We start from the raw sequence: 13,176 nt of genomic DNA, 5'->3' as shown, positions 1-13,176 counted from the left end.
TTATATATCAAACTTACTCTCAACTATTTCCATAAAGCGCGTTTCATAGTCTTCTTTATCCTGCCAATTATTATAATCGGGTTTAACCATGTTATCAATAAACATTTTTGCTTCGTTAAAGCTGGATACTGTATTTAATTGCGATAACACACGATCGTAATCTGCTGTTTCACCGTTAAATAAGTGTTTTATAAATGCTAGTTTATCATTTAATCCAATTTGAAGCCCTCCGGACTTCAGTTTGTCATTTAAAGATTTTTTGCCTTCTGAATCTGGTTTTTTTACGGGCTCAAAAATAGGTTCGTCAATAAAACCTGCTGTTAACTCGTCTAAATCCTCTTTATGAACTTGTGGTTTCGTGGCAACTGCTTTTTCAATCATGGTATCCACAATCTGTGTTTCATGTGGCATTTGTGCAACCATGTCCTTAATCTTTTCAATGGCAGGTTCCATAATGGCTTCATGCTCTCTCTCGTCTAAATTGATATATATTTTGTCTTCAATTTCAATATTATCACTAACCTTATTGTTAAAGGCAACATCCAACATATCAAAGAAAGAAGAATCATTACCAATGGTAGGCAAATCGTCCTCAAAATTTTCTTGAGCAAATTTTAAAACAGAAAGTTTTTCGAATAAAACCGAAACTTCTTGGTGCATTTTTATAACATCTTCCTTTCCCTTTAACTTCAGAATCCTGTGCGCTATGCTAATTAATTCTGATTCCAACTTCTTCTTCATAACTTTTTATTTTAAAAACGAATTTATGCTTTTGATTTTTAATAAATTTACGCCACCTTTATACAAAACGAAAGATTGCATTGTTTTAGTGTTAAAATTACAAAATGTTTCTCGAAAATACAGTAAATCATAAAGAACAATTTGGTTGGATTGAAGTCATTTGTGGTTCCATGTTCTCTGGTAAAACAGAAGAATTGATTCGCAGGCTTAAACGCGCACAATTTGCTAGGCAGAAAGTAGAGATTTTTAAACCTGCTGTTGATGTGCGATATGATGAAGATATGGTTGTATCTCACGATGCCAATGAAATTCGCTCTACACCTGTTCCAGCGGCAGCCAACATCCCTATTTTGGCCGATGGTTGTGATGTAGTTGGTATTGATGAAGCCCAGTTTTTTGATGATGAGATTGTACGTGTATGTAATGATTTAGCCAATAAAGGTATCCGTGTTATTGTAGCTGGATTGGATATGGATTTTAAAGGCAATCCGTTTGGACCAATGCCCAACCTTATGGCTACAGCCGAATATGTTACAAAAGTACATGCCATTTGTACTAAAACAGGAAATTTAGCACAATACAGTTACCGTAAATCCAAAAGTGACGATTTAGTCCTGCTGGGTGAAGTTGACGAATACGAACCCTTGAGTCGTGCTGCATTTTATAAGTCCATGCTTCGTGATAAAGTACGTAATATGAAGGTAAACGATCCCGAAGAAATAGACTCCAATACTGAAAAAGCGAATGGGAAAAGCGCATGAAACCATTCTTGAAATAGATTTAAAGGCCTTAAAGCACAATTTTAATTTCTTAAAATCTAAACTACAATCTAACACCAAATTGCTGGCCGTGGTTAAAGCCTTTGCCTATGGTAGTGACGCCAACGAAGTGGCCAAGTATCTTGAGGTATTAGGTGTCGATTACTTTGCCGTAGCCTATACATGCGAGGGTGTTGCTTTACGCGATGCAGGAATACGAACACCTATATTGGTTCTTCATCCGCAACCTATTAATTTTAAGACTATAATTGAGCGTTGTTTGGAGCCTAGTATTTATAGTTTCAATATTTTAAATGCGTTTATTGGTGTTGCAGAACAAAACAATCAAAACAATTACCCGGTTCACTTAAAGTTTAATACCGGTTTAAACAGGTTGGGTTTTAAAACACCAGATGTAGAAACATTAATTTCTAAAGTAGGCCATTCAGGTTCTGTTCAAGTAAAATCGGTTTTTTCACATCTTGGTGCCAGTGAGGATTTAAATGAAACCGCATACTCTAACAATCAAATTAATAGTTTCAATACCATCATTTCCAAAATAGAATCGAAATTAAACTACAAGCCTATTTATCATATTTGTAATACGTCTGGTATTTTAAATTATCCCAATGCTCATTTAGATATGGTTCGCACAGGAATAGGTCTTTATGGTTTTGGAAATTCTGAACAGGAAGATTCTAATTTTATACCTGTCGCCACATTAAAATCGATTATTTCACAAATCCACACCATTGAACCTGGTGAAAATGTTGGCTATAACCGTGCTTTTACAGCAAACAAAGTTATGCGATCGGCAACAATACCTATTGGCCATGCCGATGGAATTGGCAGGCAATATGGCAATGGCAAAGGGTTTGTAACCATCAATAATCAACCTGCATATTTTTTGGGAAATGTTTGTATGGATATGATTATGGTAGATGTAACCGATATTGATTGTCAAGAAGGCGATGAAGTAATAATTTTTGGAAAATCGCCAACTGCTGTAGCGTTATCAAAAACGGTTAACAGTATTTCTTATGAAATAATTACTGCTATTTCACAGCGTATTAAACGTGTGTATTTAAAATAGCTTATCGCATATATCGAATCTAAAAACTTTTTTCTAAATTAGGAATCAGAACATTAACTAAAAACTATTAATATGCTAAAAGAATTTAAGGAGTTTGCAATGAAGGGAAACCTTGTTGATATTGCAGTAGGTTTTGTAATGGGTGCCGCTTTTAAAGAAGTGGTTACTGCTTTTACAGGAGGGATTGTCTCACCATTAATTGGTTTAATTTTTAACGCCGATTTCAAAGATCTCAAGTACATTATTACCGAAGGCACAATGAATGCCGAAGGTGTTGTTGAAGGTGAGGTTGCTGTGCTTTGGGGCGCTTTTGTAACTAATGTAATAGATTTCATTATTGTAGCATTTGTGATGTTTATGCTTATAAAAGGCATTAACAAGATGAAGAAAAAAGAGGAGCCTGCTCCAGAGGAACCAGCTGGTCCTTCTGAAATAGATTTATTAACTGAAATTAGAGATTCGCTTAAAAAGTAAGATAGCTCACCGCTACACTTCATAGTATAAACCTTAAACCACTTCTTTATAGAAGTGGTTTTTTTATGTTTTTTTTAATTTCAAACGTTGATTAATTATTTACTTTTGTAGCAAATAAAAAATATGAAAATAGCAGTTATTGGCGCTACTGGAATGGTAGGAGAGGTTATGTTAAAAGTTCTTGAAGAACGTGATTTTCCCGTTTCAGAATTAATTCTAGTAGCTTCTAAAAGATCTGTTGGAAAAAAAATTCCATTCAAAGAAGAAGAACTACCAGTAGTTGGGTTAGAAACTGCTGTTAGTTTAAAGCCTCAAATTGCTTTGTTTTCGGCGGGTGGCAGCACATCTCTTGAATGGGCTCCTAAATTTGCAGAAGTGGGTACCACGGTAATAGATAACTCTTCTGCTTGGCGCATGGATTTGGACAAGAAACTAATTGTTCCGGAAATCAATGCCAATACCCTAACCAAAACCGATAAAATAATCGCCAACCCAAACTGCTCAACCATACAAATGGTGATGGCTTTAGCTCCGTTGCACAAACAATATAAAATAAACCGTATTGTTGTCTCAACCTATCAATCTATTTCAGGAACAGGTATTAAAGCCGTTAACCAATTAGAAAACGAATTAGCTGGTGTTGCTGGTGAAATGGCGTATCCATATCCTATTCATAAAAATGCCCTACCACATTGCGATGTGTTTGAGGACAATGGTTATACCAAAGAAGAAATGAAACTCGTGCGTGAGACTCAAAAAATTCTTAACGATAAAACAATTGCGGTTACAGCAACTGCCGTAAGGATTCCGACGGCTGGTGGACATAGTGAATCGGTTAACATTGCTTTTGAGAATGATTACGCAATTAATGATGTAAGACAAATTTTGCACAATACCCCAGGAGTTGTTGTCCAAGATAACACCGATACAAACACGTACCCTATGCCAATTTACGCAAATGGAAAAGACGATGTTTTTGTTGGCAGAATTAGACGCGACGAATCACAGCCCAATTCATTAAATATGTGGATTGTTAGTGATAATTTGAGAAAAGGAGCAGCTACCAACACCATTCAAATTGCTGAATATCTCATAAACAATCAATTAGTATAAATAATTAAGTGCTTTTTATAGATTAATTATAACCTTACAACTAATTAATAATAAGTAATTTATAGCTTTTTTCTATTTTAGTAGGCGTTTTAAAACCTACTATGAAAAAAAATTACTTACTCCAAATTGTCGTTTGTTTTGCAGTAATCCTTAATTCTTGTAAATCTGACGACGATTATTCACCAGTTACTATAGATGCCAAGCCTGATTCTGGAGAAGTATTTCAAAATACTTTTTTAGAAATTGATGTTTTAGCTAATGATCTAAACATACCTAATTCGGGCACGTTAACTGTAAGTAGCTCTCAACATGCACAAATTGAAGTTCTGGACAACAACACCCCTAACGATCCAAGTGACGATACGATTTTGTACACTCCTGATGGTATATTTTCTGGAACAGACATCTTTCAATACACAATATGTTCAGCTGAAAACAGGTGCTCTACTGCAAATGTGACCATTAACGTTTTACATGTTTCTCCTGTTAACTATGACCTTGATGCTTTTCCTTATAACACCTTAAGTGAATACAATTTCTTTGAAGGCGCCTTAAAAGACCTAAACCCGGTTTATGGCGTTATTCCTTATGATATTAATTCTGCTCTGTTTACAGACTATGCTCATAAAAAACGTTTTGTTTGGATGCCAAATGGCACAAAAGCCGTTTATGAAAATGATTATTCCCCTCTAGATTTTCCTGTTGGAACAATTATAATCAAATCCTTTTATTATGATAATGTATTGCCTTCTGGAAATACCAAAATAATTGAAACGCGTTTGATGTATAAGTTAGAAGATCGATGGGAATTTGCAAAATATGTATGGAACAATGATTTAACCGAAGCTTTTTTCACCAACGAAGGAAGTTTTGTAAGTTTCGATTGGATTGATGATAACAATGAAACAAAAAGTGTAAACTATCGTGTGCCTTCTAGGCAAGAATGCTTTACCTGTCATAATAAATTTGGAGAGCCAATTCCTATTGGACCAAAGCCACAAAATTTAAATAAAAATTACGACTATATTGAGGGTACAAAAAATCAACTTACCAAATGGGCCGAGTTTGGTTATCTAGATGAAGATTACCCAGATAATATAGTCACTACTGTTGCCTGGGATGACGAGTCACAACCACTTGACTTAAGAGTTCGATCATATATCGATATTAATTGTGCGCACTGCCATTCCGAACAAAGTTATTGTGAATACAGACCTATGCGCTTTGCGTTTAATTCTAACGACAATTTAACTAATATGGGCGTTTGCGTAGAGCCAGACACTAATATCGGAAATGAATATCCATTTATAATGAACCCTGGTGATGCAGATGCTTCTGTAGTTATATTTAGAATAAGCTCAATACAAGAACAATACAGAATGCCTCTTTTGGGCAGAACCTTACAACATACTGAAGGTGTTGAATTAGTCCGTGAATGGATGAATTCATTAACTGACAGATGTCAATAATACTATTAATCATGAAATCAAAAAAACACATTTTACTAATTGCTTGTTTCATTACAAGTATGTCTATTTTTGCTCAACCAGGCAATGATAATCCTGGAGGCGCCATACCAATTACCCCTTCTCCTGAAGGAACAGGCTGTACGACTGCTCAATTCACGTTACCGTTTTCGACTGATGGTACTACAGATAGCAACCTACAAAGTACTTGTAATGCTTCTGGTTTAGACCAGTTTTTTACATGGACCGCCACAACTTTAGGATTAGATTTTAATTCTCAAAGCCCTGGAAATCCTGGGATTGCTATTTGGGACGCAACAGGAACAACACAGATTACTTGTGCCTCTACATTTGCTAATGAAACATTAATGGGATGGGAATTAGGTGATAATTTACTCATTCAAATTTATGATTATCAAGGAACTAGTTTGTCTGATGTTGCTTTTTGTTTAGAATTAAAAGATATTACACCGCCTCCACCTGCTCCAGTAACTTTTTCGACACAATCTTTTAACTCACTAGGCTCTCCTTCAATAAATTGGGCCGTAGTTGATATGAATGGAGATTATTTAGATGATATCGTGACTGTTAGAACAAGTAGTTCATCAACTATAAATGTACAATACCAAAATGACGGTGGCGGTTTTACGTCTGTAAATATAACTACGCCTTTACCTGATTATTCGCCATCTTGGAGTATAGCTGCCGCAGATTATGACAAAAATGGTTATACAGATCTTTTATACGGATCGGGTAGCGGTGTTACCTTTATGAGGGCCGAAATTAATTCAGGTAATTTGAATAATGGTAATCCTTTTGATGATGTAACCAGTTTTACTGAAGTTTCAGGGGGTGAATATGTTTTTTCTCAACGGTCAAATTTTGCAGACATTAATAATGATGGACATTTAGATGCCTTTGTCTGTCATGATGTTGCTCCTAATGTTTTTTACATTAACGATGGTTCTGGAAACTTATCCTTCAATCAAGGCGGTTTAGGAGATTACTCTTCTGGAGGAAACTATGGTTCTATTTGGATAGATTATGACAATGATGGTGATTTGGATATGTTTATTGCTAAATGTGGCGGGGAAGAAGCGCGACGCAAAAATCAAATGCTTCGCAATAACGGAGACGGCACTTATTCTGAAATTGCAGCAAGCCTTGGATTGGATGATCCAATGCAAACCTGGTCCTCTGCATGGGGCGATTTTGACAATGATGGTGACATGGATTTATTTGTAGGTGCTAGCTCTGGAACCCATAAATTAATGCGAAACGATGTAAATACTGCTGGTAATTTTACCGATGTTACAGCAAGCTCAAATGTGCTAGATTTAACCACAACAGGCCATGAAAACCTGGCTTTTGATTTTGATAATGATGGTAATTTGGATATTGTTTCAAATGGAAATCTTCTATTTGGAAACGGTGATTTAACCTTTACCTCATACGAAAACATTTTCCCTTATGTCAACGGATCATTTGGTGATCTAAATAATGATGGATTCATAGATGCGGTAACACAAGGTAGCACAGGAACCATTTACTTTAACAATACTGTCACTAATAATTGGATAAAAATTCACACAAAAGGAACTTTAAGTAATATTAATGGTATTGGAGCAAGGGTTGAAATTCATACATCTTCTGGAATACAAATTCGCGATGTAAGGAGTGGAGAAGGTTTTGCTTTTATGAGTACCATAAATACTCACTTTGGTATTGGAGACAATACAGCCATCCAAAAAATAATCGTACGTTGGCCTTCAGGATTTATTGATGAAATAACAAACCCAACAATAAATCAAGCTATAACAATTGTTGAAGGAGACAACCCTTTAAGTGTTGAAGATAATACTATTTCAGATTTAGTTATCTATCCAAATCCTGTTGGAAATACTTTAAATATCAAATCTACCCATGATATTTCTGATAGAATTGCAACAATTTTTGACATTAACGGTAAGCGCGTTCTAAATAAGAGATTAACAAGCCAAATTGATGTTTCTATCTTACAAAGCGGTCTTTATTTTTTAAGAATAGAATCTAATGGAAAGGTTTTAAATCGTAAATTTTTAAAAAAATAGAAGAAGTTTTAATTCCAAATGAGCCTCTAAACTATAACTGTTTAGAGGCTTTTTGTTTTTTACAGTAAACTTTTAGCTGGTATTTTGTTAAAAATCACTATTTTAGGAAACTTAATAAATGAACCCCTGATTAATTTTTAACAATTATGAAAAAAACTTTACTCATTTTATTTCTTTTTTCTACTACGTTTTTTTCAGCTCAAAACAGTTCCGATACTTGTCAATTGGCTGAAGAAGCAACTGCAATTACTGCTCCTGGCTTGTTTACAGTGGATGTAATTAATGGTAGTGAAACACCTCCAACTTATTGCGTTGGTAATGCCACAAATGTAACTGTTAGCGAATGGTATAGATATATTCCTGCAGAAGACACTTATATGACAATAACCACAGATCTCCCTCAAAATTCAGGTGGCGATACTCGTGTTCACATTTATAGTGGAACATGTGGTGCGCTAGTTTGTGAAGGCGGTGACGATGATGGTGGCTTTATTGGAAATGGTTACTTATCTATCGCCTCACTTAATGTTACTGGTGGTCAAACGTATTATATTGTTTTTGACGACAGATGGAATGCTAATGGATTTGATTTCGAGCTAATAGAAGGAGACCCTCCACCTCCGCCTCCAACCGCTCCAGTAGAATTTACAACTCAAAATATATCTACCACTGGAACAAATAGAGCCATTGTAGATATGAATGGTGATTATTTAGATGACATAGTTTCTATATCAAGTACTAATATTAATATTCAGGAGCAACAATCTGGTGGTGGTTTTCAAGAGACAAATGTTGGCACCACAACCGCTGATTTTTCACCTTCTTGGAGTTTAGCTGCTGCAGATTACAATGCCGATGGCTATACCGATTTGTTATATGGTAGTGGCTCTGGAGTAACTTTTATGCGCTCGAATGGAGACGGAACATTTACCGAAGTTTCTGGAAGTGAATATGTGTTCTCACAACGGTCAAATTTTGCCGATATTAATAACGATGGGCATTTAGATGCTTTTGTTTGTCATGATGTGGCACCAAATGTTTATTATATAAATGATGGTAACGGCAATTTAACCTTCAATCAAGGAGGGTTAGGAGATTATTCTTCGGGTGGTAATTATGGTTCAATATGGATTGACTTTAATAATGACCGAAATCTAGATATGTTTATAGCAAAATGTGGTGGAGAAGAAGCTAGGCGTACTAACCAAATGCATATTAATAATGGTGATGGTACCTATACAGAAATAGCCGGCCTTATTGGACTTGACGATCCTATGCAAACTTGGTCTTCTGCTTGGGGTGATTTTGACAATGATGGAGATATGGATGTCTTTGTAGGAGCTAGTTCTGGAACACACAAATTAATGCGTAATGACGCTGGCAATTATGTTGATGTAACTGCAGCTTCAGGTGTTACAACATTAACAGCTACTGGAATAGAAAATGCCACCTATGATTTTGATAATGATGGTAATTTAGATATTGCATCTAACGGCAATATTTTGTTTGGAAACGGTGATATGACCTTCTCTGTTTTTACAAATCAAATTTCTGTTGGGTCTTTTGGCGATTTAAATAACGACGGCTTTATAGACGGTTTTAATGGCAATACCATTCATTACAACGATGGCAATGCTAACAATTGGACCAGTATTTCAACTGTTGGAACTGATAGTAATATTAACGGTATTGGCGCTCGAGTTGAAGTACATACTCCTTCAGGGATTCAAATAAGAGATGTGAGAAGTGGTGAAGGATTCCGATACATGAGTACATTAAATACGCATTTTGGGCTAGGTACCGAAACAACAATTGACAATATTGTTATTTACTGGCCATCCGGTGTTGTTGATAATATACAAAATCCAAACATAAATGAACATCTTGTTATTATTGAAGGGCAATCATTATCTGTTGAAGATGAAGCTTTAGTTAACCTAGTTATTCATCCAAATCCTGTAGGGGACATTCTTTATTTTGAAACCCCAATTAATCTTAACAATCGTATCGCAACGGTTTTTGATATTAATGGAAGAAAAGTATTAAACAAAAAGCTTGAAGAAAATGCCTTAAATGTATCTAAACTACAAACAGGTATTTATATGTTACGATTGGAATATCAAGGAAAAACAATCACTAGAAAGTTAATAAAAGAATAAAAAGATTCTATAAATAAAAAATTCGCTCATTATTTGAGCGAATTTTTTTTGCCTTATTTTTGCATAATGCTTCATGTAAAAAATTTAACGTTTGCTTATACCAGTAAGCCCGTTTTAAAAAATCTTAATTTTTCGATAGAAAAAGGCGAGCATGTTTCTATTATAGGTGCAAGTGGTTCTGGAAAAAGCACTTTATTAAAACTTATCTATGGCGAGCATGATTTAAATAAGGGCCAAATTTTTTGGAATAAAACTGAAATTCTAGGCCCAAAATATAATCTTGTCATTGGTTATGATTTTATTAAATATGTCGCTCAAGAATTCGACTTAATGCCTTTTACTAGTGTTTCTGAAAATGTTGGTCAGTTTTTGTCTAATTTCTTCCCCGAAGAAAAAGAAGAGCGAATATCTGAACTTCTTGATGTAGTAGAACTAACGGACTTTGCTAAAATCAAAGTAAAATTGTTAAGTGGTGGGCAAAAGCAGCGTGTTGCTTTAGCCAGGGCTTTAGCTAAAGACCCCGAATTGATCTTACTGGATGAGCCTTTCAGTCATATTGACAATTTTAAAAAACACCATTTAAGACGACGGCTCTTTAAATACTTAAAACAAAAAAAAATTACTTGTGTGGTAGCCACTCACGATAAAGAAGATGTTTTGGGATATTCAGACAACATAATCGTTTTAAATGATTCTAAAATAATTGCAAACAAAACGCCTGAAACGCTTTATGAAAATCCAAGACAGTCTTTAATTGCTGCTTTTTTTGGTGAATACAGTACCCTTGAACCTTATGGTATTGTTTATGCTCATCAACTGAAAGTGGTTGGGAATTCTGATATTGAGGTAGTGATAAGCAACAGTTATTTTAAAGGTAATTACTATTTAATTGAAGCAGAATTAAATGGTGAAACCATGTTTTTTAATCACAATTCAAAATTAGAAAATCAATCTAAAGTTTTTCTTGAAATATTTAGGTAACCTTTTCGATTGTAAATATTTCTTCCCTAAACTCAACTTCACAGCCAGTTGTTTTGCCAAGCAATAGTTTGCCTATTGGTGTTTGAATAGAAATTCCATAATAAACAGTTCCTTTTACCTGTAATTCTCCTGCGCTTATTGCTAAAAAATAATTGGCTTGAGTAGTATAAACCACACTGCCCAAACCAATAACCTGGGAGGTTTTGTTAATCTGTATTCTTGAAAGAACTTTTTGAAGCTTTTGTTGTTCAGCTAATTGAGTTCCTAGCTTTTCACGTTCCAATTGCAACATAGCTCGCCCTGTTTCATGTTTATCACCAGCACTGCTTTTTGTTTCGTTGGTTAAGGCCTTATTTATTTCTTCTATTTGAAATTGAATCGTTTTTAGCTTGGCTTGACAAAACACATTGCATTGTTCAAGTAATTTTGTCTTGATTTCTAAACTATTTGACATGGTTTATCCCATAATTTAGTTTTCCAAAATATCCCATTTGTCTGACAACCCAGTTCACTCGCCCTTGAATATAACGCGATGTAGGTCTTGCTTTATATTTTCTTGGATTAGGCAATATAGCAGCTATTGCCGCGGCCTCTGAAGCCGATAATATCGAGGCTGATTTTTTAAACCAATATTGTGATGCGGCTTCTGCTCCATAAACATCTTTGCCCATTTCAATACTGTTTAAATACACTTCCATAATACGTTCTTTACCCCAAATATGTTCAATTAAAAATGTAAAATAAACCTCAAGGCCTTTCCTTAACCAAGAACGTTCTGGCCATAAAAAAACATTTTTAGCAGTTTGTTGACTAATAGTACTTCCTCCTTTTATCCGCTTTCCTTTTTTGTTGTTTTCAATTGCTTTTTCAATAGCCTTTAAATCAAAACCATTATGAGTCAAGAAGTTTTGATCTTCACTACAAATAACCGCTAACTGTAAATTTTTAGATATATTTTCTAGTGGTTCCCAATCGTGATAAATGCTGATTTTATCACCTCTTTGATAATTTTCAACACTTCTAATAATCATTAAAGGTGTTATTTTTACTGGAACCCATTTATACAGAAAAACAAGAAAAAGAGAGAGTAGAATTAATCCTAAAAAAAACCTCCAAATAAATCTAAATAGTCTTCCCATTCTTAACCTACTAAATTTGCTAAATCAATTCCAACAGAGCTACCAATAGCAACACCCATACCTCCTAATCTAACACCACAAAACACATGATTACTAATTTGTTTTACAATGGGTTTTTTCTGATTACCCACTCCCATAACACCACTCCATCTGTGCTCGATTTCAAAAGAAGTACTCGGTAGAATGGTTGTTTTTAAAAGCTTTTCTAGTTTGTTTTGAATTAAATCAGTTTCAGCCATTACAGTGGTTTCCTCACCTGCAAAATCCAAATTTCTACCACCGCCCAGCAATATTCTATTGTCAATATTTCTGAAGTAATAATAGCCTTCGTCTAAATGAAATGTTCCTTTTATATGCAAGCCTTTAATAGGCTTGGTAATTAAAACTTGTGCCCTAGCAGGTTTAACGGCTTCATTTAAAAGTTGTTTTGCAAATCCATTGGTGGCAATACAGAGTTTTTTTGTTTTAAAAGTAAAGTGATTTGTCTGTATTTCAACTTGGGTATTTGTTTCTAAATAATTTTCAACTGTTATGTTGTTTAAAATTTTAATTCCTTTAGACTGAACCTTGAAAAGTAGAGCCTCCATCATCTTTCCAGTATTGATTTGGCCTTCAAACTGATTATAAATATAGTTTGACTTTATACTTTTAAACTTAAAATGATTGGGCTGTAAACTATAAACAGGTTCTTGGAAAATTGGATCCAACAAGCTATTAACGTAATCTTTTTTTAATAAGCAAATTTCATAGAGCTCTTGATCATTATTATTGAACAATTCATACCCTCCATACTGTTTATAATCAATATTAGTATCCGATAGGTTGTGCCGCAACAAATCAAGTCCTTCTTTTCGTTTTCTTACAAGATTAAAAACCTCATCTTCAGTATGTGATTTAAGGTCATCAAGTATCTCACTTACACTACCAAAACAGGCAAATCCAGCATTTTTAGTGCTAGCGCCTTGAGGTAACACGCCGCGTTCCAATACCAATACCCTGGCTTTTGGATTGTTTTTTTTTAATTGAAGGGCACAATTTAAACCCACTATGCCACTTCCAACTATAGTATAATCAACATTGGTAAGCCAAGATTTTATTTCCCAATAGGATAAACTCACATCTTTGTATTTATTAACTCATTAAATGTAATAAAAAAAGCTCC

Annotated in this window: 12 protein-coding genes; 8 read left to right on the top strand and 4 right to left on the bottom strand. The window is 34.7% G+C overall.

Annotated features, from left to right (window positions below; translation table 11 throughout):
* Window positions 1–741: a hypothetical protein gene (locus K7G76_RS01315; protein ID WP_223032399.1), complete on the bottom strand. Its 741-nt coding sequence runs from the start codon at window positions 739–741 to the stop codon at window positions 1–3.
* 104 nt (window positions 742–845) lie between these two features.
* Here K7G76_RS01315 and K7G76_RS01310 point away from each other — a divergent pair, with 104 nt between their 5' ends.
* The 8 genes from K7G76_RS01310 to K7G76_RS01275 all read left to right on the top strand — a co-directional run bounded on the left by K7G76_RS01310 (window position 846) and on the right by K7G76_RS01275 (window position 10,875).
* Window positions 846–1,502 (top strand): thymidine kinase, encoded by a 657-nt coding sequence (locus K7G76_RS01310; protein ID WP_223032398.1) that lies wholly within the window; start codon window positions 846–848, stop codon window positions 1,500–1,502.
* Window positions 1,486–2,592 (top strand): alanine racemase, encoded by a 1,107-nt coding sequence (alr, locus tag K7G76_RS01305; protein ID WP_223032397.1) that lies wholly within the window; start codon window positions 1,486–1,488, stop codon window positions 2,590–2,592. The genes K7G76_RS01310 and alr overlap by 17 nt, the downstream gene beginning before the upstream one ends.
* A 72-nt stretch (window positions 2,593–2,664) precedes the next feature.
* The gene (mscL, locus tag K7G76_RS01300; protein WP_223032396.1) at window positions 2,665–3,066 is read left to right on the top strand and encodes a large conductance mechanosensitive channel protein MscL; all 402 of its coding nucleotides are present in this window, start codon (window positions 2,665–2,667) and stop codon (window positions 3,064–3,066) included.
* A 123-nt stretch (window positions 3,067–3,189) separates the two neighbouring features.
* Entirely contained in the window at window positions 3,190–4,179 is a 990-nt protein-coding gene (locus K7G76_RS01295; RefSeq protein WP_223032395.1) for an aspartate-semialdehyde dehydrogenase, read from the top strand.
* A 101-nt stretch (window positions 4,180–4,280) separates the two neighbouring features.
* The gene (locus K7G76_RS01290; protein WP_223032394.1) at window positions 4,281–5,648 is read left to right on the top strand and encodes an Ig-like domain-containing protein; all 1,368 of its coding nucleotides are present in this window, start codon (window positions 4,281–4,283) and stop codon (window positions 5,646–5,648) included.
* 11 nt (window positions 5,649–5,659) lie between these two features.
* The gene (locus tag K7G76_RS01285; RefSeq protein WP_255572895.1) at window positions 5,660–7,735 is read left to right on the top strand and encodes an FG-GAP-like repeat-containing protein; all 2,076 of its coding nucleotides are present in this window, start codon (window positions 5,660–5,662) and stop codon (window positions 7,733–7,735) included.
* 146 nt (window positions 7,736–7,881) lie between these two features.
* Window positions 7,882–9,894, top strand: a complete 2,013-nt coding sequence (locus K7G76_RS01280; RefSeq protein WP_223032392.1) for an FG-GAP-like repeat-containing protein — start codon at window positions 7,882–7,884, stop codon at window positions 9,892–9,894.
* A 66-nt stretch (window positions 9,895–9,960) separates the two neighbouring features.
* Window positions 9,961–10,875 (top strand): ABC transporter ATP-binding protein, encoded by a 915-nt coding sequence (locus K7G76_RS01275; RefSeq protein WP_223032391.1) that lies wholly within the window; start codon window positions 9,961–9,963, stop codon window positions 10,873–10,875.
* Here the strand turns inward: K7G76_RS01275 and K7G76_RS01270 are convergent.
* The 3 genes from K7G76_RS01270 to K7G76_RS01260 are packed head-to-tail and all read right to left on the bottom strand — an operon-like array spanning window position 10,868 to window position 13,132.
* Window positions 10,868–11,329 (bottom strand): GreA/GreB family elongation factor, encoded by a 462-nt coding sequence (locus K7G76_RS01270; RefSeq protein WP_223032390.1) that lies wholly within the window; start codon window positions 11,327–11,329, stop codon window positions 10,868–10,870. The two genes, K7G76_RS01275 and K7G76_RS01270, sit on opposite strands and share 8 nt — an antisense overlap.
* Window positions 11,319–12,014: a monofunctional biosynthetic peptidoglycan transglycosylase gene (gene mtgA / locus K7G76_RS01265; RefSeq protein ID WP_223032389.1), complete on the bottom strand. Its 696-nt coding sequence runs from the start codon at window positions 12,012–12,014 to the stop codon at window positions 11,319–11,321. The genes K7G76_RS01270 and mtgA overlap by 11 nt, the downstream gene beginning before the upstream one ends.
* A 2-nt stretch (window positions 12,015–12,016) precedes the next feature.
* Window positions 12,017–13,132: an NAD(P)/FAD-dependent oxidoreductase gene (locus K7G76_RS01260; protein WP_223032388.1), complete on the bottom strand. Its 1,116-nt coding sequence runs from the start codon at window positions 13,130–13,132 to the stop codon at window positions 12,017–12,019.
* Window positions 13,133–13,176: the final 44 nt, after the last annotated feature.

The sequence above is a fragment of the Hanstruepera marina genome (assembly GCF_019880635.1).
Lineage (GTDB): Bacteria > Bacteroidota > Bacteroidia > Flavobacteriales > Flavobacteriaceae > Hanstruepera > Hanstruepera marina.
Note: the sequence above shows the minus strand (reverse complement) of the source record. Positions and strands in the feature narration are given on the sequence as shown.

What these genes read in the sequence shown, in the direction of transcription:
- K7G76_RS01290 (WP_223032394.1), top strand. Translation starts at nt 4,281, where the DNA reads ATGAAAAAAAATTACTTACTCCAAATTGTCGTTTGTTTTGCAGTAATC.
- K7G76_RS01270 (WP_223032390.1), bottom strand. Translation starts at nt 11,329, where the DNA reads ATGTCAAATAGTTTAGAAATCAAGACAAAATTACTTGAACAATGCAAT.
- K7G76_RS01315 (WP_223032399.1), bottom strand. Translation starts at nt 741, where the DNA reads ATGAAGAAGAAGTTGGAATCAGAATTAATTAGCATAGCGCACAGGATT.
- K7G76_RS01285 (WP_255572895.1), top strand. Translation starts at nt 5,660, where the DNA reads ATGAAATCAAAAAAACACATTTTACTAATTGCTTGTTTCATTACAAGT.
- K7G76_RS01275 (WP_223032391.1), top strand. Translation starts at nt 9,961, where the DNA reads ATGCTTCATGTAAAAAATTTAACGTTTGCTTATACCAGTAAGCCCGTT.
- alr (WP_223032397.1), top strand. Translation starts at nt 1,486, where the DNA reads ATGGGAAAAGCGCATGAAACCATTCTTGAAATAGATTTAAAGGCCTTA.
- K7G76_RS01280 (WP_223032392.1), top strand. Translation starts at nt 7,882, where the DNA reads ATGAAAAAAACTTTACTCATTTTATTTCTTTTTTCTACTACGTTTTTT.
- mtgA (WP_223032389.1), bottom strand. Translation starts at nt 12,014, where the DNA reads ATGGGAAGACTATTTAGATTTATTTGGAGGTTTTTTTTAGGATTAATT.
- K7G76_RS01295 (WP_223032395.1), top strand. Translation starts at nt 3,190, where the DNA reads ATGAAAATAGCAGTTATTGGCGCTACTGGAATGGTAGGAGAGGTTATG.
- K7G76_RS01310 (WP_223032398.1), top strand. Translation starts at nt 846, where the DNA reads ATGTTTCTCGAAAATACAGTAAATCATAAAGAACAATTTGGTTGGATT.
- mscL (WP_223032396.1), top strand. Translation starts at nt 2,665, where the DNA reads ATGCTAAAAGAATTTAAGGAGTTTGCAATGAAGGGAAACCTTGTTGAT.